This is a genomic window from Kitasatospora sp. NPDC085895, from assembly GCF_040702125.1.
GTDB lineage: Bacteria > Actinomycetota > Actinomycetes > Streptomycetales > Streptomycetaceae > Kitasatospora > Kitasatospora arboriphila.
The window spans coordinates 1-20,078 of the sequence record NZ_JBFBJY010000082.1; the positions used below are offsets into that span (position 1 = coordinate 1).

At 75.0% G+C, this 20,078-nt stretch carries 18 protein-coding genes; 13 read left to right on the forward strand and 5 right to left on the reverse strand.

Going from position 1 to position 20,078, the window contains the following annotated elements; translation table 11 throughout:
• Together AB0442_RS34130 and AB0442_RS34135 are read left to right on the forward strand one after the other, a co-directional pair.
• The coding region (locus tag AB0442_RS34130) for a hypothetical protein (protein ID WP_366167465.1) at nt 1-1,071 on the forward strand (1,071 nt) is incomplete at its 5' end.
• Nucleotides 1,056-1,907 carry a tetratricopeptide repeat protein gene (locus AB0442_RS34135; RefSeq protein ID WP_366167466.1) on the forward strand — a complete coding sequence of 284 codons (852 nt, stop codon included), beginning with the start codon at nt 1,056-1,058 and terminating at the stop codon, nt 1,905-1,907. The genes AB0442_RS34130 and AB0442_RS34135, both read left to right, overlap by 16 nt.
• A gap of 92 nt (nt 1,908-1,999) precedes the next feature.
• Here the strand turns inward: AB0442_RS34135 and AB0442_RS34140 are convergent, their stop codons facing one another.
• Nucleotides 2,000-3,364 carry a DUF1015 domain-containing protein gene (locus AB0442_RS34140; protein WP_366167467.1) on the reverse strand — a complete coding sequence of 455 codons (1,365 nt, stop codon included), beginning with the start codon at nt 3,362-3,364 and terminating at the stop codon, nt 2,000-2,002.
• A gap of 241 nt (nt 3,365-3,605) precedes the next feature.
• Here AB0442_RS34140 and AB0442_RS34145 point away from each other — a divergent pair, with 241 nt between their 5' ends.
• Both AB0442_RS34145 and AB0442_RS34150 read left to right on the forward strand, forming a co-directional pair.
• The gene (locus AB0442_RS34145) at nt 3,606-4,109 is read left to right on the forward strand and encodes a tetratricopeptide repeat protein (RefSeq protein WP_363548933.1); all 504 of its coding nucleotides are present in this window, start codon (nt 3,606-3,608) and stop codon (nt 4,107-4,109) included.
• Between the two features lie 105 nt (nt 4,110-4,214).
• Nucleotides 4,215-5,285 carry an HAD-IIA family hydrolase gene (locus tag AB0442_RS34150; RefSeq protein ID WP_366167468.1) on the forward strand — a complete coding sequence of 357 codons (1,071 nt, stop codon included), beginning with the start codon at nt 4,215-4,217 and terminating at the stop codon, nt 5,283-5,285.
• 19 nt (nt 5,286-5,304) lie between these two features.
• On the opposite strand, the gene AB0442_RS34155 is transcribed toward AB0442_RS34150, so the two are convergent.
• The gene (locus AB0442_RS34155; RefSeq protein WP_359981662.1) at nt 5,305-5,652 is read right to left on the reverse strand and encodes an SCP2 sterol-binding domain-containing protein; all 348 of its coding nucleotides are present in this window, start codon (nt 5,650-5,652) and stop codon (nt 5,305-5,307) included.
• 162 nt (nt 5,653-5,814) lie between these two features.
• On the opposite strand from AB0442_RS34155, the gene AB0442_RS34160 reads away from it, so the two are divergent.
• From AB0442_RS34160 to AB0442_RS34175, 4 genes are all read left to right on the forward strand, one after another.
• A complete protein-coding gene (locus AB0442_RS34160) occupies nt 5,815-6,657 on the forward strand; it encodes a hypothetical protein (protein ID WP_366167469.1) in 843 nt (280 codons plus the stop codon).
• Nucleotides 6,650-6,805 (forward strand): hypothetical protein, encoded by a 156-nt coding sequence (locus AB0442_RS34165; RefSeq protein ID WP_363548929.1) that lies wholly within the window; start codon nt 6,650-6,652, stop codon nt 6,803-6,805. Before AB0442_RS34160 ends, AB0442_RS34165 begins: the two co-directional genes overlap by 8 nt.
• 58 nt (nt 6,806-6,863) lie before the next feature.
• The gene (locus AB0442_RS34170) at nt 6,864-7,670 is read left to right on the forward strand and encodes a TlyA family RNA methyltransferase (protein WP_366167481.1); all 807 of its coding nucleotides are present in this window, start codon (nt 6,864-6,866) and stop codon (nt 7,668-7,670) included.
• A 93-nt stretch (nt 7,671-7,763) separates the two neighbouring features.
• Nucleotides 7,764-8,669 carry an NAD kinase gene (locus tag AB0442_RS34175; RefSeq protein WP_030273388.1) on the forward strand — a complete coding sequence of 302 codons (906 nt, stop codon included), beginning with the start codon at nt 7,764-7,766 and terminating at the stop codon, nt 8,667-8,669.
• Between the two features lie 81 nt (nt 8,670-8,750).
• Here the strand turns inward: AB0442_RS34175 and AB0442_RS34180 are convergent, their stop codons facing one another.
• The gene (locus AB0442_RS34180) at nt 8,751-10,253 is read right to left on the reverse strand and encodes a PLP-dependent aminotransferase family protein (RefSeq protein ID WP_366167470.1); all 1,503 of its coding nucleotides are present in this window, start codon (nt 10,251-10,253) and stop codon (nt 8,751-8,753) included.
• Between the two features lie 244 nt (nt 10,254-10,497).
• Here AB0442_RS34180 and AB0442_RS34185 point away from each other — a divergent pair, with 244 nt between their 5' ends.
• The 3 genes from AB0442_RS34185 to AB0442_RS34195 all read left to right on the forward strand — a co-directional run bounded on the left by AB0442_RS34185 (nt 10,498) and on the right by AB0442_RS34195 (nt 14,395).
• Nucleotides 10,498-11,085: a hypothetical protein gene (locus AB0442_RS34185; protein ID WP_366167482.1), complete on the forward strand. Its 588-nt coding sequence runs from the start codon at nt 10,498-10,500 to the stop codon at nt 11,083-11,085.
• Between the two features lie 160 nt (nt 11,086-11,245).
• Complete coding sequence (gene recN, locus AB0442_RS34190; protein WP_344627771.1) at nt 11,246-12,979, forward strand: DNA repair protein RecN; 1,734 nt, start codon at nt 11,246-11,248, stop codon at nt 12,977-12,979.
• A 246-nt stretch (nt 12,980-13,225) separates the two neighbouring features.
• Entirely contained in the window at nt 13,226-14,395 is a 1,170-nt protein-coding gene (locus AB0442_RS34195) for a glycosyltransferase family 4 protein (protein ID WP_366167471.1), read from the forward strand.
• Nucleotides 14,396-14,409: 14 nt separating this feature from the next.
• Here AB0442_RS34195 and AB0442_RS34200 read toward each other — a convergent pair whose 3' ends face one another.
• Nucleotides 14,410-14,787 carry a VOC family protein gene (locus AB0442_RS34200; RefSeq protein ID WP_366167472.1) on the reverse strand — a complete coding sequence of 126 codons (378 nt, stop codon included), beginning with the start codon at nt 14,785-14,787 and terminating at the stop codon, nt 14,410-14,412.
• A 67-nt stretch (nt 14,788-14,854) separates the two neighbouring features.
• Entirely contained in the window at nt 14,855-16,804 is a 1,950-nt protein-coding gene (locus tag AB0442_RS34205; protein ID WP_366167473.1) for a glycoside hydrolase family 15 protein, read from the reverse strand.
• A gap of 635 nt (nt 16,805-17,439) precedes the next feature.
• Between AB0442_RS34205 and AB0442_RS34210 the strand changes: the two genes are divergently transcribed.
• Together AB0442_RS34210 and AB0442_RS34215 are read left to right on the forward strand one after the other, a co-directional pair.
• Complete coding sequence (locus tag AB0442_RS34210) at nt 17,440-19,116, forward strand: CTP synthase (RefSeq protein WP_344627768.1); 1,677 nt, start codon at nt 17,440-17,442, stop codon at nt 19,114-19,116.
• 152 nt (nt 19,117-19,268) lie between these two features.
• Nucleotides 19,269-19,910: an NUDIX hydrolase gene (locus AB0442_RS34215; protein ID WP_366167474.1), complete on the forward strand. Its 642-nt coding sequence runs from the start codon at nt 19,269-19,271 to the stop codon at nt 19,908-19,910.
• Nucleotides 19,911-20,078: the final 168 nt, after the last annotated feature.

A 20,078-nucleotide genomic window follows, 5' to 3' on the forward strand; every position in this document is an offset into this window, starting at 1 on the left:
GTGGTTACCGTGGCCGTGACGACCGTCCCGCCGGCGGTGGCGGTGGCGGTGGCTACCGCGGCCGTGACGACCGCCCGTCGTACGGTGACCGTCCGTCCGGTGGCGGTGGTTACCGTGGCCGTGACGACCGTCCCGCCGGCGGTGGCGGTGGCGGTGGCTACCGCGGCCGTGACGACCGCCCGTCGTACGGTGACCGTCCGCGTCGGGACGACCGTCCGTCGTACGGCGATCGTCCGTCCGGTGGCGGTGGTTACCGTGGCCGTGACGACCGTCCCGCCGGCGGTGGCGGTGGCGGTGGCTACCGCGGCCGTGACGACCGTCCCTCGTACGGTGACCGTCCGCGTCGCGATGACCGCCCGTCGTACGGTGACCGTCCGCGTCGCGATGACCGCCCGTCGTACGGCGACCGTGAGCGTCGGGACGACCGCCCCCGTGGCGAGTTCCGCCGCGATGACCGCCCGTCCTACGGTGACCGTCCGCGCCGTGACGACCGCCCGTCGTACGGTGACCGTCCGCGTCGGGACGACCGTCCGTCGTACGGCGATCGTCCGTCCGGTGGCGGTGGCTACCGTGGCCGTGACGACCGTCCGTCGTACGGGGACCGTGAACGTCGTGAAGACCGCCCGTCCTACGGTGACCGTGAGCGTCGTGACGACCGCCCGTCCTACGGTGACCGTCCGCGCCGTGACGACCGTCCGTCCTACGGTGACCGTCCGCGCCGCGACGACCGCCCCTCGTACGGCGACCGCCCGCGTGGCGAGTTCCGTCGTGACGACCGCCCGTCCTACGGTGACCGTCCGCGCCGTGACGACCGCCCGTCGTACGGCGACCGCCCGTCCGGTGGCGGTGGCTACCGCGGCCGTGACGACCGCGACCGGGGCGGCCGCGGTGGCAGCCGGCCGTACGGTGACCGCGGCGACCGGGGTGACCGCGGCGGGCGCTTCGAGGGCCGCCGTGACGACCGTCGGGACTACGACGACCGCCGTGGCTCGCAGGAGCCCGTCCAGCGGCTGCCGATCCCGGAGGACGTCACCGGGTTCGAGATCGACGCCGATGTGCGCCAGGACCTGAAGAGCCTGCCGAAGACCCTGGCCGACGACGTCGCGCGCAACCTGGTGATGGTCGCCCGCCTGCTCGACAGCGAGCCGGAGGAGGCCTACAAGTACTCCCGCGTCGCGCTGCGGCTGGCCTCGCGCGTCGCGAGCGTCCGTGAGGCGGCCGGTTTCGCCTCCTACATGACGCAGCGTTACTCGGAGGCGCTGACCGAGTTCCGCGCCGCCCGCCGGATGACCGGCCGTGCCGACCTGTGGCCGGTGATGGCGGACTGCGAGCGCGGTCTGGGCCGCCCGGAGCGCGCGCTGGCGATGGCCGGCGAGCCCGAGGTGAAGCAGCTGGACAAGGCCGGCCAGGTCGAGATGCGCCTGGTCGCCGCGGGTGCCCGCAGCGACATGGAGCAGTTCGACGCCGCCGTGGTGACGCTGCAGAGCCCCGAGCTCGCGTCCAGCTCCGTCCAGCCGTGGACCGCCCGTCTGCGGTACGCCTACGCGGAGGCGCTGATCGCCGCCGGGCGCGGCGAGGAGGCCCGCGACTGGTTCGCGAAGGCCGCCGAGGCCGACACCGACGGCTCCACCAACGCCTCGGAGCGGCTGGCCGAGATCGACGGCCTGGAGTTCGTCGACGCGCTGGCCGAGGACGAGGCGGAGGAGGAGGCCGAGCAGGCCGAGGCCCCCGCCCGCAAGATCGCGCACGACGAGATCGGCGACGACCGCGTCATCTACGAGGACGAGGAAGACGTCGAGGAGTACTACGACGAGGACGACCTCGAGATCGACGAGGACGACGAGGACGACGAGGACGGGGCGCCCGAGGCGAAGGACGGCGGCGAGGACGCGCAGCGGCGCGACTGATCCGGCGTCCCCGGGACCGGGGTGACGGAGGGCCCCACCGCAGCCGCGGTGGGGCCCTCCGTCGTTGTGTGCCGTGTGCCGTGCGGCCGGTGTCAGCCGAGGGCGAGCGAGCGCAGGACCAGTCCGGTCGCCGGCTTGGGGCCGAAGGAGGTCGACTTGCGGGGCATGGTGACGCCCTGCTCGGCCAGCCGCCGGACGACCCGCTCCTGGACCGGGTGGAGCAGGACGGCGGTGCCGCCGCTGCGGGCGGCCTCCTGCTCGGCGGCGCGTGCGGTGTGCAGGTAGCCGATGTGGTCGGGGGCGTCCGGGACCTGCCAGGTGTGGTCCAGCAGCGTCTCGTGCAGGACGGTGGCGTCGAGCCGGCGCCACTCCTCGGGCCGGTCGGTGCGGACGGTCGCGGCGATCCGCTCCTCGTCCGGTTCGCCGACCAGCCGGTACACCCCGTCCCCGCCGGTCAGCAGGAAGGCGTTGCCGCCGTGCTCCTTGGCCTCGGCGAGGGCCTGCAGGGCCGTGTCCAGCGGTCCGGGCACCTCCTTGACCTGCCAGTGCGGGGCGAGCGCGGCGACCGCGGCGGAGACCGGCAGGCGGTAGAGGACGCGGTGGATCGCCCGCACGTTGAGCGGGTAGCGGGCGGTGTCCACGAGCAGCACCATGCCGCGGTCCCAGGGGCTGCGCGGCAGGTGCCGGTGCTCGCGCTGGAGCCGCAGGTACATCTCCCAGCGGTGGTGGCCGTCGGCGATCAGGGCCCGGCAGGTGGCGAGGTCGCGGGTGACCTCGGCGAAGTCGGCGGGGTCGGTGACCGCCCAGAGCCGGTGGTCGGTGCCGTCGCTGGTCGTGGTGGCGAGCAGCGGTTCGCGGCGGGCCGCGCGCTCGATCACACCGGCGGCGCCGCCGTTGCCGCGGTAGGTGAGCAGCAGCGGTTCCAGGTTGGCGCGGGTGGTGCGCATCAGGCCGACCCGGTCGGCGACCGGCCGCGGCATGACGTCCTCGTGCGGCAGCACGACGCCGGCCTCGCGGCCGCTGACGGCGAGGGCACCGATCAGGCCGCGCTGCAGGGTGCCTCCGCCGGCCTCGTGGGTGCGCTGCTCGTAGACGTACAGCGCCGGTGCCGGATCGGGGGCGAGCACGCCCTGCTGCTGCCACTCGGAGAGCAGCCGGGCGGCGTGCCGGTAGCGGGTGTCGCGGTCCGGGCGGTCCCCGGCGTCCTCCGGTTCGGGGCGGGGGAGGATCAGCCGGACCACGTTGTGCGGGTCCGCGGTCTCCAGGTCCTGCCGGCGGCCGGGGTCGACCACGTCGTACGGCGGCGACGTGACCGCGGCGAGGGTACCGACCCGGTCGGGGACGTACCGCAGGCCGCGGAAGGGGGACAGGGACAGCCCTGCGGTCGCGACGTGTCCGGGGTCGCCGGGGCCGCCCGCCGGAGCCGCAGCTCCGCTGTCCGCACTGGGTGCACTCATCGAATCTCCTCGCGTGGAAACCCCTGCCTCCGATCGGGGGGCCGGTGTTCACGTACAGGATCGCAGCAGGAGCGGCGGCGTCCCTCCGTATCGGCATCAGTGCACGGGCCGCGGGGCACGCCGGGGACGTGATCACGGGTGCGGAACGGGGCATGTTCACCGGGTGGGGAGTGTTGCCAGATCGGTGGAGAGGCCGGGCACCCGGTGACGGGGCGGGCCGGGACCGGGAGCGAGGGACGGCATGGGCGGTGGCTCGGAGCGGGTGGGCGGCAGTGAGGGCACGGGTGCGCCGGAGGGCGACGTGTACGACTGGTTCCGGCGCGGGGTGCAACTGCTGGACCAACGGCATCCGGCGGCGGCCGTGCAGTTGCTGGCGCGCGCGGCGGAGGCGGAGCCCGACTCCCGGTCGATCCGGGAGGCACTGGCCCGCGCCCAGTTCGACACCGGCTCGTACGCGGCGGCGCTGGAGAGCTTCCGGGCCGTTGCGCTGGCCGATCCGTCCGACGACTACGCTCAGTTCGGGTGGGGCGTGGCGGCGGCCCGACTGGGCGACTTCGAGTCGTCCGCCGAGCACCTGGCGCTGGCGGTGGCCATGCGGCCGGAGAACGCCCACTACCGGGCTGCGCTGAGGCAGACCCGGGCGACGCTCGCCGCGCGGGCCGGGGCCTTCGGGCCGCTGCTGCCGGGGGCGCCGGGGGCGCCGGGCCGTCTGGCGCCGCCGGAGGAGCCCGACGGCGCGGAGTGAGGTGCGGCAACGGTGCCGCGGCCCGAGCGACGACGCACGGCATCCCATGGACGACGCACGAAGACGCACGACGATGCACGACGACGGAACGAGGACGAGCAGCCGATGACGGACACCGCGACCAGCCGGGCCACTGCAGCGACGACCACGAAGGAGAGCCGGGGTCGGACCGCTCCGGAGGGGTCCGCGCAGCCGCTCACCGAGGCGTACGACACCGCGCTGCTGGACCTGGACGGCGTCGTCTACGCGGGGCCGCACGCGATCGAACACGCCGTGGAGTCGCTGGCGCAGGCCCGGGACGCCGGGATGCGGCTGGCCTACGTCACCAACAACGCCTCGCGGCCGCCGCGGGTGGTCGCCGAGCACCTGACCGAGCTCGGTGTGCCGGCCGAGGCCGAGGACGTGATCAACTCGGCGCAGGCGGCGGCCCGGCTGGTCGCGGCGAAGGTGCCGGCCGGCTCGAAGGTGCTGGTGTGCGGCGGCGCCGGCCTGGTCGAGGCGCTGGCCGAGCACGGCCTGGTCGCCGTCCGGTCGATGGACGAGCAGCCGGTCGCGGTGGTGCAGGGCTTCGACCCGTCGCTGGGTTGGAAGGACCTCGCGGAGGCTTCGTACGCGGTCGCCGCGGGGCTGCCGTGGATCGCCTCCAACACCGACCTCACGGTGCCGACCGGGCGCGGCATCGCGCCGGGGAACGGGATGCTGGTCGCGGCCGTCCGGGCGGCGACCGGCGAGGAGCCGGAGGTGGCGGGCAAGCCGCTGCCGCCGATGCACCGCGAGACGGTGATCCGCACGGGCGCGAAGCGGCCGCTGGTGGTCGGCGACCGGCTGGACACCGACATCGAGGGCGCCTTCAACGGCGGGGTCGACAGCCTGCTGGTGTTCACCGGCATCGCCACGCCCGCCCAGCTGCTCGCCGCACCGGCCGAGCACCGGCCGACGTACCTGGCCGCCGATCTGCGCGGCCTGCTGGCCCCCCAGCCGGAGGTCTCCGCGGCCGACGGCGGGTACGCCTGCGGCGGCTGGACGGCGCGGGCGGCGGACGGCGTGCTGGTGCTCGGCGGCTCCGGCGACCGCTGGGACGGCCTGCGGGCGCTCTGCGCGGCGGCCTGGACGGCGCTGGACGCGGACGGCGCCCCCGCCGACGGACGGAAGGCGCTGGCCGAGCTCGGCTTCTGAGCCGCGGCCGCCCCGGCGGTCAGAGCAGGGTGCGCAGCCGCAGCAGGTCGCGGAAGCCGGCCTCCAGGCGGACGCGGCCGGCAGCCCAGGCGGAGGCGAAGTTGAGCCGGCCGCCGACGAGGGCGACCAGGTCGTCGCCGGACATCGCGAGCCGGATGTCGGCCTTGGCGGCGGGCTTGCCGGGGGCCTCGGTCACGTCCGCGATCCGCCCGTCGCGCAGGCGGCCGGAGAAGGTCAGGTCGAGGTCGGTGATGTGGCAGGTCAGCGAGCGGTCCATGGCGGCCGCCTTGCGGACGTCGCCCTCGGAGCCGGCCAGGTTGCGGCTGAGCTGTTCCAGTGCCGCGCGGCACTCCTCGATGGTGGCCATCGCCGTCCTGCTCCCGTCGACCGCGGTCGGAGGGCCGGGCGGCCGTCCGATCGCCCCCACGCTAACCCAGCGGGGGAACCCGGCCGGTCGTGCGGTGCAGCGGTGCGGGGGCGGTACGGGGTAGCGTCGGAGCGGACCCGGGCAAGCGGAGGAGGCGTTCGGATGCTGCGTGATGCGGTGCGGGGCGTGGTGGTGGTCGCGACGGGGATCGCGGAGGAGGCGGGCCGCCGGGTGGTGGGGGCGGCGTCCGACCTGCTGGAGCGCAGCGGCGTGGACGTCGCCGCGGTGGAGAAGCGGGTGACCGAGCAGATGCCGTCCTCGGTGCGGTCGCTGCAGGTGTTGGCGGCCGAGGCGGTGACGGTCGGCCGGGCCGGTGTCGACCTCGCCGTCGGGGTGGCCCGCGGCGAGGTGGAGCGGGTGTTCGAGCGGGTCGGCGACCAGATGGTGAAGGTCGGCGTCGTGCTGAGCTACCTGGAGGGCAAGCTCCGCGCGGTCGACGAGGACGAGGACGAGGACGTGGCACCGGCGCCGCGTACGGCCGGGAAGCCCGCGAACCGGGCGGACGGCCTGTTCGACGCCGGCTGGGACGACGGCGAGCCCGAGCCGGCGGTCGCCGAACCGCGGCCGGAGCCCGTTCGCTCCGACGACGCGGTGCCGGCCGAGGCCGCGCCGGAGCGGGACGGGACCGCCGCGGAGACCGGGACCGCCGAGGAGACCGCCGCGGAGACCGGGACCGCTGCCGCGAACGGGGAGCCCGCCGCGAAGAAGGCGCCCGCGAAGCGCACGCCGGCGAAGAAGTCCTCCGCCCGGCCGGCCGCCGCGAAGAAGACCGCGGCCGGGAAGACCGCCGCGAAGAAGACCACCACGAAGAAGACGACCACCCGCAAGGCGACGGCGAAGCGCACGAGCGCGCAGCCGGCCGCCGTGAAGAAGGCGGCGGTGAAGAAGACCGTCGTCAAGAAGACGGTGACCCGCCGGGCCCCGAAGGAGGACGGCGGTGCCTGAGTCCGCCCGCACCGGTCACCCGGCCGTGGACGAAGCGCTGGACCGGCTGGAGGCGTTGGACGGGGCGGAGACCGAGGCGCACCCCGCGGTGTACGAAGATGTTCACCAGCGGTTGACCGACATCCTGGCCGCCCTCGACGACGAGTGACCGCCCGCCCCGGCCGTGCCGGTCGGAGGGGCACGTAGGAGATGGAACAGCAGTGGCAGTGGCACGACGCCGACTCGACGCGGAGCTGGTGCGCCGCAAGCTGGCCCGTTCGCGGGAGCACGCGAGCGAACTGATCGCGGCGGGCCGGGTGACGGTCGGCGGGACGACGGCGACCAAGCCGGCGACCCAGGTGGAGACCTCGGCGGCGGTCGTGGTGGCGAAGGACGACAGCGACCCGGACTACGTGTCGCGCGGCGGCCACAAGCTGGCGGGGGCGTTCGCCGCGTTCGTGCCGCAGGGCCTGGTGGTCGGGGGGCGGCGGGCGCTGGACGCCGGTGCGTCGACCGGTGGCTTCACCGACGTGCTGCTGCGGGCCGGGGCGGCGCACGTGCTGGCGGTCGACGTCGGCTACGGGCAGCTGGCCTGGTCGCTGCAGAGCGACGAGCGGGTGACCGTGATGGACCGCACCAACGTGCGGGAGCTGACCGTGGAGGGGATCGGCGGGACGCCGGTCGACCTGGTGGTGGGCGACCTGTCGTTCATCTCCCTCGGTCTGGTGCTGCCGGCGCTGGCGGGCTGCAGCGCGCCGGATGCAGACCTGGTGCTGATGGTCAAGCCACAGTTCGAGATCGGCAAGGAAAGGCTCGGCAGCGGCGGTGTCGTGCGCAGCCCGGAACTCCGGGCCGAGACGATCCGTCAGGTAGCAGGAGACGCCTGGCGGCTCGGCCTGGGAGTGCGGGCGGTCACGGCCAGCCCGCTGCCCGGGCCGTCCGGCAACGTCGAGTACTTCCTGTGGTTGCGTCGGGACGCGCCGCAGCTGGACCCGGCCGAGGCGGACCGGGCCGTCGCGGAGGGCCCCCGATAGGGTGCTCGACGGACGTCCTGCCCCCGCCGCGGCGCGGTGGAGGCCGTGCGGGTCGACGACGATCCTGCAGACGTTAGGGAGAGGGCAGCGGGCATGAGCGATGAACGTACGGTCTTCCTGATCGCGCACACCGGCCGCGAGGCGGCGCTGCGCAGCGTGGAAGGGCTGGTGCACGGCCTGCTGAAGGCGGGGATCAGAATCCGGCTGCTGGCGTCCGAGGCGGTCGGTCTCGACCTGCCGGAGGGGGTCGAGCGGGTGCCGGGCGGGCACGGGGCGGCGGACGGCTGCGAGCTGATCCTCGTCGCGGGCGGCGACGGCACGCTGCTGCGGGGGGCGGAGCTCGCCCGCGAGTCGGGGCTGCCGATGCTCGGGATCAACCTGGGGCGGGTGGGCTTCCTCGCGGAGGCCGAGCGGGACGACCTCGCGGTCGTGGTCGAGCGGGTGGTCGACGCCGACTACGAGGTCGAGGAGCGGATGACGATCGACGTCCTGGTGCGCACCAACGGTGACGTGATCCACGAGGACTGGGCGTTGAACGAGGCGTCGATCGAGAAGGCGGCCCGGGAGCGGATGCTGGAGGTGGTCACCGAGGTCGACGGCCGGCCGGTGTCCAACTTCGGCTGCGACGGGGTGGTCTGTGCGACGCCGACCGGGTCGACGGCCTACGCGTTCTCGGGCGGCGGGCCGGTGGTCTGGCCGGAGGTGGAGGCGCTGCTGATGGTGCCGATCAGCGCGCACGCGCTGTTCGCCCGGCCGCTGGTGACCTCGCCGGAGTCGGTGCTGGCGGTGGAGGTGCAGCAGAAGACCCCGCACGGGGTGCTCTGGCTGGACGGCCGCCGCTCGGTCGAACTCCCCGCCGGGGCGCGGGTGGAGGTGCGCCGCGGCAAGACGCCGGTGCGGCTGGCCCGGCTGCACCGGGCGCCGTTCACCGATCGGCTGGTGGCCAAGTTCGCGCTGCCGGTGACGGGTTGGCGTGGGCGGGCGGGCAACCACCACTGATCGTGCGTAGGGCCAGCAGGCGATCCCCTCGGCCGGCCGGTCGGTGACGACCGGTCGGCCGGAGGAGCGGGTGACGTCGGGTCAGACGGCGAGCGGTTGGGGATCGCCGCCGGCCGGGGCGCGGCCGGTGCCGCGGGCGGCCCGGGCGGCGGCCTCGGCCAGCCGTTCCACCGCTGCCGGTACGGCGGCGGGCGGCACGGTCAGGGGGATCCGCAGGTAGTCCTCGAACGCGCCGTCCACCCCGAACCGGGCGCCGGCCGCGAGCCGGACGCCGATCCGCTCGCCCGCCCGGGCGAGCGCCGTCCCCGAGGTGCCGGCGGTGGCCAGCCAGAGCGCGAGGCCGCCCGGCGGCAGGGTGAACTCCCAGCCGGGGAGCCGCAACCGCAGCTCCGCGGCGAGGGCGTCGGCGCTCGCCCGGAGCCGCTGCAGCTGGTGCGCCCGGACCTCGTCGAGCTGTTCGGCGATCATCTCGGCGGCGATCAGCTGGTCGAGGACGGGCGTGCCGACGTCGCCGAACACCCGGTCCGCGGCCAACTGTCGCACCAGGGCCGGCGCGGCACGTAGCCAGCCGATCCGCAGCCCGCCCCAGAGCAGCTTGCTGGCCGAGCCGACGGTGATCACCTGGGCGGTGCGGTCGAGGGCGGCGGTGGGCCGGGGCAGGGCGCCGTCGTCGATGCCCCAGCCGAGTTCGGCGGTGGTCTCGTCGACGAGCAGTACGGTGCCGGCCGCGCGGGCGGCGGACAGCAGGGCGCGGCGCTGCTCTTCGGGGACGAGCGCACCGGTCGGGTTGTGGAAGTCCGGGACGACGTACGCCACCCGCGGCGCGGAGTCGCGCAGGGCGCGGCGCCAGGCGGCGAGGTCCCACTGCGGCTGCGGGCCGGTCGGCCGGGCCAGCGGGACGGGGACGAGGCGGGCGCCGGCCCGGCGCAGCAGCTGGAGGCTGTGGGCGTAGCTGGGCGCCTCGACGGCGACCCGGTCGCCGCGGCCGAGCAGGGCCCGCCGAGCGAGTTGCAGGGCGCCCATGGCGCCGGTGGTGACCAGGATCTGGTCGGGGGAGGTGGGCAGTCCGCGGGCGGTGAAGCGGCGGGCGATCGCCTCGCGGAGCACCGGCACGCCGGTCGGGTAGTGGCCGTGCCCGGCGGCGTACGCGGGCAGCTGCTCCAGGGCGCGGGCGGCGGCCCGGCCGAGGTGCGGCTGCGGGGCGGGCAGGGCGGCGACGCCCAGGTCGATGACGGTGTCGCGCTGGTCCGGCGGGACGGGCTGCAGGGCGTCGGCGGGCGGCCGGGTGCCCTCCGGCAGGACCGTCCAGCTGCCGGCGCCGCGGCGGCTGCGCAGGTAGCCGTCGGTGCGCAGGGCCTCGTAGGCGGTGGCGACGGTGGTGCGGCTGAGCGCCAGTTCGGCGGCGAGTTCGCGTTCGGCCGGCAGCCGGGTGCCGACCGGGAGGCGGCCGTCGGCGAGCAGCGTCCGGACCTGTCCGGCGAGCGTGCGGTACGCGGAGCGGCGGCCGTCGCCGTCGGGTGCGCGGGCCGTCCGCAATAGCCGGGCGAAGGCGGGCGGGGTGATGGTGGTGTGCCACTCGGACATCGGAATTTTCCAGTCCACCTGATTCGAATTGGACCTGGATGGGCGTCGTGCGGACCGCCCATGATGGCGCCAGTCCGCGCATCACCGCAAGGGAGACCCGATGGCCGCCGCGCCCTCCGCCGAGACCGTTCCACCGACCGCCGGGACCGTCCCCGACACAGCCGACGCAGCCGACACAGCCGCCCCGGCGGCCCCGGCCGCCCCCGTGCCCGCCGCCGGCGACGTGCCGCGCCCGCCGTCCCGGATGGGCCGCCGGGTGCCCCAGCTCGCCGCCGGGCTGGTGCTGTACGGCGTGAGCATGGGCCTGATGCTGCGCGCCTCGCTGGGCGGCAACCCCTGGGACGTCCTCCACCAGGGACTGGCCCGGCACTTCGGGCTGAGCGTGGGCACCTGGGTGACGCTGGTCGGCGCCTGCGTCCTGCTGCTGTGGGTGCCGCTGCGGCAGCGGCCCGGGGTCGGCACGGTCGGCAACGTGCTGGTGCTGGGCGCGGCCATGGACGCCACCCTGCGGCTGGTCGAGGGGCCGCACGCACTGCCCGCCCGGATCGCGCTGCTGGCCGCCGGCATCGTCCTGAACGGCCTCGCCACCGGCCTCTACATCGGCGCCCGGCTCGGCCCCGGCCCGCGGGACGGCCTGATGACCGGCCTGCACCGGCGCACCGGCCGCTCGCTGCGGCTGATCCGCACCGGCATCGAACTGACCGTGCTCACCGCCGGCATCCTGCTCGGCGGCACCTTCGGCGTCGGGACGATCGCCTACGCGCTGGCCATCGGACCGCTCGCCCAGTTCTTCCTGCGCTGGTGCACCGTGCCCGGAGGGTCCGCCGCCTGAACGGCCCACGACCGGTGGCGGCCCGGCCGGGGCGGGCCGGTGCCGGGTGTCCGGGGGAACCCGGGAACCGGCCCGGAAGGGATGAACTTGGTGCTGCGGGGGCCGGGCTCGTCGCGCATCGACGGTGGTACCTCGTAAGGTCGTCACCGTGTTGGACGAGATGCGGATACGGGATCTTGGCGTGATCGACGACGCCGTGGTCGAACTGGCACCGGGATTCACGGCCGTGACGGGCGAGACCGGTGCGGGCAAGACCATGGTGGTGACCAGCCTCGGCCTGCTGCTCGGCGGCCGGGCGGACCCGGCCCTGGTGCGCAACGGTTCGGACCGCGCGGTGGTCGAGGGCCGGCTCAGCCTGCCCGAGGGCTCTCCGGTGGTGGCCCGCGCCCTGGAGGCCGGGGCCGAACTGGACGACGGCGAACTGCTCATCAGCCGTACGGTCTCCGCCGAGGGCCGCTCGCGCGCCCACGTCGGCGGCCGGGCCGTCCCGGTGGGCCTGCTGGCCGAGCTCGGCGAGGACCTCGTCGCGGTGCACGGCCAGACCGACCAGCAGCGGCTGCTGCGCCCCTCCCGGCAGCGCGGCGCGCTCGACCGGTACGCGGGCGAGGCCGTCGCCGGTCCGCTGGCCCGCTACCGCGAGGTGTACCGGCGGCTGCGCGAGGTGTCGGCCACGCTGGAGGAGCTGACCACCCGGGCGCGCGAGCGCGCCCAGGAGGCGGACCTGCTGCGCTTCGGCCTGGAGGAGGTCGCCGCCGCCGAGCCGGTGGCCGGCGAGGACGTGGAGCTCGCCGCCGAGGCCGAGCGGCTCGGCCACGCCGACGCGCTCTCCTCCTCCGCGACGCTGGCGCACGCCGCCCTGGCCGGCGACCCGGCCGACCCGGACGCGGTCGACGCGGGCACCCTGGTCGCCCAGGCCCGCCGTGCACTGGACGCCGTCCGCCACCACGACGAGCGGCTCGCCGCCCTCGCCGACCGGCTGAACGAGGTCGGCTACCTGCTGGCCGACGTCGCCGGCGACCTCGCGGGCTACGCCGACGACCTGGACGCCGACCCGGTGCGGCTCGCCGCGGTGGAGGACCGCCGGGCCGTCCTCGGCCAGCTGCTGCGCAAGTACGCCGGTGCCGAGGGCACCCTCGCCGAGGTGCTGGAGTGGGCCGAGGCCGGCTCGCTGCGGCTCGCCGAACTCGACGGCGACGACGAGCGGATCGACGAGCTCGGCGCCCAGGAGACCGAGCTGCGGGCCGAGTTGGCGGAGCTGGCGGCCGAGGTGTCGGCCGCCCGGTACGCCGCGGCCGACCGGTTCGCGGCCGCCGTCTCCGCCGAACTCGCCGAACTCGCCATGCCGCACGCCCGGGTGACCTTCGCGATCACCCAGGTCGACGACCCGTCCGGCCTGGAGGTCGGCGAGCGCACCGTCGCCTACGGCTCGCACGGCGTGGACGAGGTCGAGGTGCTGCTCGCCCCGCACCCGGGGGCGCAGCCGCGGCCGATCGCCAAGGGCGCCTCGGGCGGTGAGCTGTCCCGGGTGATGCTCGCCGTCGAGGTGGTCTTCGCCGGCGCCGACCCGGTGCCGACCTACCTGTTCGACGAGGTCGACGCGGGCGTCGGCGGCAAGGCGGCGGTGGAGATCGGCCGCCGGCTGGCGAAGCTCGCCGAGTCCGCGCAGGTCGTCGTGGTGACCCACCTGCCGCAGGTCGCCGCGTTCGCCGACCGGCACCTGGTGGTGGAGAAGACCAACGACGGCACCGTCACCCGAAGCGGCGTCAAGGCGCTGACCGACGAGGAGCGGGTCCGCGAGCTCTCCCGGATGCTCGCCGGCCTGGAGGACTCCGAACTCGGCCGTGCGCACGCCGAGGAGCTGCTCGCCGCGGCCCGCGCGCCGCGCGGCCGCTGACGGCCGGGCCGCTCCTCCGGCCGGGGGGAGCGGCCCCGACGCGCCCGCACACGGCGCCGACTGTCCAAGACCCGGCCCGACCTGGCATGGTGGCGGCTGGACAATGGCTTTCCAGTCCCGAGGACCGTCCGCGGGAACCCGCCTTCCCCGCCCACCGGCGGGCGCAGGCAGCCGTCGGCCGACCCGGGCCGGGGCAGGGGGTCCGGCGACGGTGCTCGTCACCTGAACGAGTCGGAGCGAGACGACGTGGACCATTCCGCCGCCAAGGGCGCCGCAGCGGCCCATGAAGAGCCCGGCCAGCTGCGGGCGGTGCTCGTCCTGTCGGCCGGCACCGGGGGCATCGGCGCCCATGTGCGTTCGCTCGCCCAGGGGTTGGTCGCGCACGGGGTGACCGTGACGGTCTGCGCGCCGGAGAGCGCGGACACCCGGTTCGGCTTCTCCCGCACCGGCGCACGGTTTCACCCGGTGGACATCACGCCGACCGCGGGCGCCCGCAGCGACGCCGCCGCGATCGGCGAGCTGCGCCGCGCGTTCACCGGCGCGGACGTCGTCCACGCGCACGGCCTGCGGGCCGGACTGCTCTCCGACCTCGCGCTGCGGACGGCCGGCCGCTTCCCGGGCCTGCGCCCGGAGACCCCGCTGGTGGTCACCTCGCACCACGCGATGCTGGCGACCGGCCTGGACCGCCGGCTGCAGCGGCTGATGGAGCGGCGGGTGGCGCGCGCCGCCGACCTGGTGCTCGGTGCCTCCTCCGACCTGGTCGCCCGGGCCCGTGAGCTCGGTGCCACCGACGCCCGGCTCGGCCCGATCGCGGCCCCGCCGCTGCCGCCCGCGACGCTCGACAGGGAGGCCGCCCGGGCCGCGCTGTTCGACGGCAAGGACGAACCCGCCCGGCCGCTGCTGCTCGCCATCGGCCGGCTGGTGCCGCAGAAGTCCTTCGGTCTGCTGCTGGACGCGGCCGGCCGGCTCGGGGACCTGGACCCGCTGGTGGTGATCGCCGGGGACGGCCCGGACGGCCAGGCGCTGCGCGAGCGGGTCGCCGCCGAGGGCCTCCCGGTGCGGATGCCCGGCCACCGCACCGACGTGCCCGACCTGCTGGCCGCCGCCGACGCGGTGGTCGTCTCCAGCCGCTGGGAGGCCCGCTCGCTGGTCGTCCAGGAGGCGATGCGGGCGGGCGTGCCGGTGGTGTCCACCGCGGTCGGCGGGGTGCCCGAGCTGGTGGGCGACGCCGCGGTGCTGGTCCCGTACGGTGACGCCGCGGCGCTGGCCGGGGCCCTCCGGGCGCTGATCGGCGACCCGCAGCGGCGGGCCGACCTCGCCGAGGCAGGCCGTCAGCAGCAGCTCACCTGGCCGGACGAGTCCGACACGGTCGCCCAGGTGCTCTCCACCTACGACGAACTGGTGCAGCGCGGCTGACGGCCGGGCGGCCGTCAGCCGGCGTCGCGCTCGGCGGCGCTGCGCTCGACGCAGAACTCGTTGCCCTCGGGGTCGGCGAGGGTGACCCAGCCGGTGCCGTCCGGCCGGCGGTGGTCGCCGACCAGGGCGGCGCCGAGGCCGACCAGCCGCTCGACCTCCTCGTCCCGGGTGCGGTCCTGCGGCTGCAGGTCGAGGTGGACGCGGTTCTTCACGCTCTTGCGGTCCGGCACGGTGACGAACAGCAGCGTGCCGGCCTTGCTCTCGACCAGCGCCTCGGGGTCTCCGGGGTGGTCGTCCTCGTGCAGCGACGCGTCCAGCACGGCGGCCCAGAAGCTGCCGAGTTCGTAGGCGTCGGCGCAGTCGATGGTGATGTGTCGTACGAGAGATGCCATGGGCGCCAGTCTGCGGCGCCGGTCACGGCCCGTCCACCCCTTTGTCGACGGCTCGTCAGGCGGCGCCTCAGTGCTGCTGACCGGCGCCGTAGGCGCCGCCGCAGGCGGTGAGCCGCAGGGCGGTGTCAATCAGAGGAACGTGGCTGAACGCCTGCGGGAAGTTGCCCACCTGGCGCTTGGCCCGCGGGTCCCACTCCTCGGCGAGCAGGCCGACGTCGTTGCGCAGCGCCAGCAGCCGGTCGAAGAGCTCGCGGGCCTCGGACACCCGGCCGATCATGGCCAGGTCGTCGGCGAGCCAGAACGAGCAGGCCAGGAACGCGCCCTCGTGCCCGGACAGCCCGTCGACGTTGGCGCCGTGCGCGTCGTGGGTGGGGTAGCGCAGCACGAAGCCGTCCTCGGTGGACAGCTCGCGCTGGATCGCCTCGATGGTCCCGATGACGCGCTTGTCGTCCGGCGGCAGGAAGCCGACCTGCGGGATGAGCAGCAGCGAGGCGTCGAGCTCCTGCCCGCCGTAGTACTGGGTGAAGGTGTTGCGCTGCTCGTCGTAGCCCTTCTCGCAGACGTCCGCGTGGATCTCCTCGCGCAGCGCCTTCCAGCGCTCCAGCGGGCCCTCGGTGCCGGTGTCCTCCAGCAGGCGGATCGTCCGGTCGACGGCGACCCAGGCCATCACCTTGGAGTGCACGAAGTGCCGGCGCGGGCCGCGGACCTCCCAGATGCCCTCGTCCGGCTCGCGCCAGTGCTTCTCCAGGTAGCTGATCAGCTTCAGCTGCAGCTGGTGCGCGTGGTCGTTGCGGACGAGTCCGGTCATGTGGGCCAGGTGCAGCGCCTCGACCATCTCGCCGTAGACGTCGAGCTGCAACTGGCCCGCGGCGCCGTTGCCCACCCGGACGGGCAGCGAGCCCTCGTACCCGGGCAGCCAGTCCAGGGTCGACTCGGTGAGCTCGCGCTCGCCGGCGATGCCGTACATGATCTGCAGGTTCTCCGGGTCGCCGGCGACGGCGCGCAGCAGCCACTCGCGCCAGGCGCGGGCCTCCTCGCGGTAGCCGGTGCGCAGGAGCGAGGAGAGGGTGATCGCGGCGTCGCGCAGCCAGGTGTAGCGGTAGTCCCAGTTGCGCTCGCCGCCGATGTCCTCGGGCAGCGAGGTGGTGGGGGCGGCGACGATGCCGCCGGTGGGAGCGTAGGTGAGCCCCTTGAGGGTGATCAGGGAGCGGACCACGGCCTCCCGGTAGGGGCCCTGGTAGGTGCAGTGGCCGACCCACTCCCGCCAGAACCGCTCGGTGGCCTCCAGCGCGCCCTCCGCGTCGGCCGGGGCCGGCGCCGGCAGGTGGGAGGCCTGCCAGGTGAGGGCGAAGGCGATCCGCTCGCCCGCGTCGACGGTGAAGTCGGCGTAGGTGGTCAGGTCGCGCCCGTACGTCTCGGCCTCGCCGTCCAGCCAGACCGAGTCGGGGCCGGCCACGGCCACCGTGCGGTGCCCGCCGTCCGGCTGCTCCACCCGGTGCACCCAGGGCACGACCTTGCCGTAGCTGAAGCGCATCCGGACGGCCGAGCGCATCCGGACCCGGCCGGTGACGCCCTCGACGATCCGGATCATCTGGGGCACGTCGGGGGTGCCGAGCAGGTGGCGGGGCGGCATGAAGTCGATCACCCGGACGGTGCCGCCCTGGGTGTCCCACTCCTGCTCCAGGACGAGCGAGTCGCCGCGGTAGGTGCGGCGGTCGGCGGGCAGCGCCGGGGCGGAGGCGGTGGCCGGCGGGAGGCGCAGCTCGCCGGTGTCGGCGACGGAGTGGTCCGCGTGGAAGGTGTGGTCGCGGTGCTCCTCGGGCGCGGGCGCGTCGCCCACGGCCTCGGCGGGGCCGATCCGCCAGAAGCCGTGCTCGTCGGTGCCCAGCAGGCCGGCGAAGACGGCCGGCGAGTCGAAGCGGGGCAGGCACAGCCAGTCCACCGCCCCGTCCCTGCTGACCAGGGCGGCGGTCTGCATGTCCCCGATGAGTGCGTAGTCCTCGATACGGCCGGCCACGTGGGTCTCCCAGTTCGCGATGTGGCTGCGCCGACGGCGGGCACGGGCGGACCGGGGCCGCCCGCCGGTGGTCCGGGGCACTCGCGAGGTCCGTTGGGGTGCGGGAGGGCTCGCGGGTGCCCGGCGGGGCCGGGTGGGCCCCTGGCTCTGACCGGGCGCGGGGCGGGACGGGGGGCTTCCGGATCGCGCACCGGGGACCGAACGGAGTCGGCCGACCCCCTCGCCCTCCGCGTGCTCTGGTGTCGGCGATGCGTCCGAGAAGAATACGTCCGCCGTACGCCCGGGGGCACGCCCAGGGGTCGTCCCCCGCCGGACTCGCACCGGATTGACCAGCCCGGCTGGTCCCCTCGGGTGACCGTCGGTGATCCGTCCGAGCCATCCGGAGCCGATCCTTCCACCGCGGGCGGAGAGCCCGCGGAGGGCGCGCCGCACCGGGCCGGACCGCGTCCCGTCCGGTGCGCTGATACCCTGGTATCCCGTGGACTGGTGGGCAGCACACAGCTGAGGGCCACCCCCGATCCGCCGATTCGACGACCCCGCCGGTGCTCCGGCGTGCAGATGCGTCGACGCGCGGACGAGCGGAGGTCCGGCCACCGGGAGTCACCCTCGACACCGCGACCCACGGGAGCCCCCTCTTGGCACAGCCCCATTCCGGTAAGTCGGCCGCCGGCCGCGCCGTGACGACCAAGCACCTCTTCGTCACCGGGGGTGTCGCCTCCTCGCTCGGCAAGGGCCTCACCGCCTCCAGCCTGGGCGCGCTGCTCAAGGCGCGCGGCCTGCGCGTGACGATGCAGAAGCTCGACCCGTACCTCAACGTGGACCCGGGCACGATGAACCCGTTCCAGCACGGCGAGGTCTTCGTCACCGACGACGGCGCCGAGACCGACCTCGACATCGGCCACTACGAGCGGTTCCTCGACACCAACCTGCACGGCTCGGCGAACGTCACCACCGGCCAGGTGTACTCGACCGTCATCGCCAAGGAGCGCCGCGGCGAGTACCTGGGCGACACCGTCCAGGTCATCCCGCACATCACCAACGAGATCAAGTCCCGGATCCGCCGGATGGCGACCGAGGACGTCGACGTCGTCATCACCGAGGTCGGCGGCACCGTCGGCGACATCGAGTCGCTGCCGTTCCTGGAGGCCGTCCGCCAGGTCCGCCACGAGGTCGGCCGGGACAACGTCTTCTTCGTGCACGTCTCCCTGCTGCCGTACATCGGCCCCTCCGGCGAGCTCAAGACCAAGCCCACCCAGCACTCCGTCGCCGCGCTGCGCAACATCGGCATCCAGCCCGACGCCATCGTGCTGCGCGCCGACCGCGAGGTCCCGCAGGCCATCAAGCGCAAGATCTCGCTGATGTGCGACGTGGACGAGGAGGCCGTGGTCGCGGCCATCGACGCCAAGTCGATCTACGACATCCCGAAGGTGCTGCACGGCGAGGGCCTGGACGCCTACGTGGTGCGCCGCCTCGACCTGCCGTTCCGCGACGTCGACTGGACCACCTGGGACGACCTGCTGCGCCGCGTCCACGAGCCGCAGCACATCGTCAAGGTCGCCCTGGTCGGCAAGTACATCGACCTGCCCGACGCGTACCTGTCGGTGACCGAGGCGCTGCGCGCCGGCGGCTTCGCCAACAACGCCCGCGTCGAGATCAAGTGGGTCACCTCGGACGACTGCCTGACGCCGGAGGGCGCGCAGGAGCACCTGGGCGACGTGGACGCGATCTGCATCCCCGGCGGCTTCGGCGACCGCGGCGTGGACGGCAAGGTCGCCGCGATCACCTACGGCCGCGAGAACGGGATCCCGCTGCTGGGCCTGTGCCTGGGCCTGCAGTGCGTCGTGATCGAGGCCGCCCGGAACCTGGCCGGCCTGCCCGAGGCGAACTCCACCGAGTTCGACGCGGCCGCCAAGTACCCCGTCATCTCGACCATGGCCGAGCAGCTCGCCATCGTCGACGGCAAGGGCGACCTGGGCGGCACCATGCGCCTGGGCCTCTACCCGGCCAAGCTCGCCGAGGGCTCGATCGTCCGCGAGGTCTACGGCGGCGAGCAGTACGTCGAGGAGCGCCACCGCCACCGCTACGAGGTCAACAACGCCTTCCGCGCCGACCTCGAGAAGACCGGCCTGCAGTTCTCCGGCCTCTCGCCCAAGGGCGACCTGGTCGAGTACGTCGAGTACCCGCGCGAGGTCCACCCCTACCTGGTCGCCACCCAGGCGCACCCGGAGCTGAAGTCCCGCCCGACCCGCCCGCACCCGCTGTTCGCGGGCCTGGTCGCCGCGGCCATCAAGATCAAGACCGGGGCCCAGTAGGCCCGGGACGCCGCTGCGTCCTCCCGATGACCGGACGGCGGTCGTGCGGATTCCCCCGCACGGCCGCCGTCCGGCTGTTCGCGGACGGTTGTGGCCGCAGGCTGAGGGTGCGTCGGGTTAGATTGTGTCGTACTGACGAAAAGGGGAGAGCGATGGACTTCCAGCAGCAGATCAGGGACGCCGCCGAGCAGTGGCCCGTCCGGGCCGGCGAGACGCCGTTCAAGGGCCGGGTCACCGGGGTGCGCACCGAGGAGGTGCAGATGCCCGACGGCTCCTGGGCGCGCCGCGACTACCAGACCCACCCGGGCTCGGTGTCGGTGCTCGCCCTGGACGACCGGCAGCGGGTGCTGATCCTGCGCCAGTACCGCCACCCCGTCCGGCAGCGCCTGTGGGAGCTGCCCGCGGGCCTGCTGGACGTGCCGGGCGAGAACCCGCTGCACGCCGCCCAGCGGGAGCTCTACGAGGAGGCCCACTGCAAGGCCGGCGAATGGCGGGTGCTGGTCGACTTCTACACCTCGCCCGGCGGCACGGACGAGGCGCTGCGGCTCTTCCTCGCCACCGACCTCTCCGAGGCCGAGGGCGAGCGGTACGCCGCCCACGGCGAGGAGCTGGAGATCGAGACCGCCAGGGTCCCGCTGGAGGAGCTGATCCGGCTCGTCCTGGCCGGCGAACTGCACAACCCCACCCTGATCACCGGCACCCTCGCGCTGCACGCCGCCCTCACCGGCCAGGGCGTGGGCGCCCTGCGCCCCGCCGACTCGCCCTGGCCGGCCCGGCCCTTCCGCCAGGACTGAGGGTGAGCCCTTCAGGGCGACCCGGGTGGTCGGCCGCCTGCTTGACCCGCGGGGGTGATGCCCGGGGCGGGGCGGGCGGGTGACCTCGGCGGGGGCGGTCGTTCGAACTACGCTTCGCGGCAGGGCCCGCAGCGGGTCCGCTGCGGGCGACCGACGGGAGTGGGCACG

Coding starts and splice junctions, on each gene's coding strand:
- AB0442_RS34150 (WP_366167468.1), top strand. CDS start 4,215: ATGACGGACACCGCGACCAGCCGGGCCACTGCAGCGACGACCACGAAG.
- AB0442_RS34155 (WP_359981662.1), bottom strand. CDS start 5,652: ATGGCCACCATCGAGGAGTGCCGCGCGGCACTGGAACAGCTCAGCCGC.
- AB0442_RS34180 (WP_366167470.1), bottom strand. CDS start 10,253: ATGTCCGAGTGGCACACCACCATCACCCCGCCCGCCTTCGCCCGGCTA.
- AB0442_RS34185 (WP_366167482.1), top strand. CDS start 10,498: ATGGGCCGCCGGGTGCCCCAGCTCGCCGCCGGGCTGGTGCTGTACGGC.
- AB0442_RS34140 (WP_366167467.1), bottom strand. CDS start 3,364: ATGAGTGCACCCAGTGCGGACAGCGGAGCTGCGGCTCCGGCGGGCGGC.
- AB0442_RS34215 (WP_366167474.1), top strand. CDS start 19,269: ATGGACTTCCAGCAGCAGATCAGGGACGCCGCCGAGCAGTGGCCCGTC.
- AB0442_RS34145 (WP_363548933.1), top strand. CDS start 3,606: ATGGGCGGTGGCTCGGAGCGGGTGGGCGGCAGTGAGGGCACGGGTGCG.
- AB0442_RS34160 (WP_366167469.1), top strand. CDS start 5,815: ATGCTGCGTGATGCGGTGCGGGGCGTGGTGGTGGTCGCGACGGGGATC.
- AB0442_RS34175 (WP_030273388.1), top strand. CDS start 7,764: ATGAGCGATGAACGTACGGTCTTCCTGATCGCGCACACCGGCCGCGAG.
- AB0442_RS34200 (WP_366167472.1), bottom strand. CDS start 14,787: ATGGCATCTCTCGTACGACACATCACCATCGACTGCGCCGACGCCTAC.
- recN (WP_344627771.1), top strand. CDS start 11,246: ATGCGGATACGGGATCTTGGCGTGATCGACGACGCCGTGGTCGAACTG.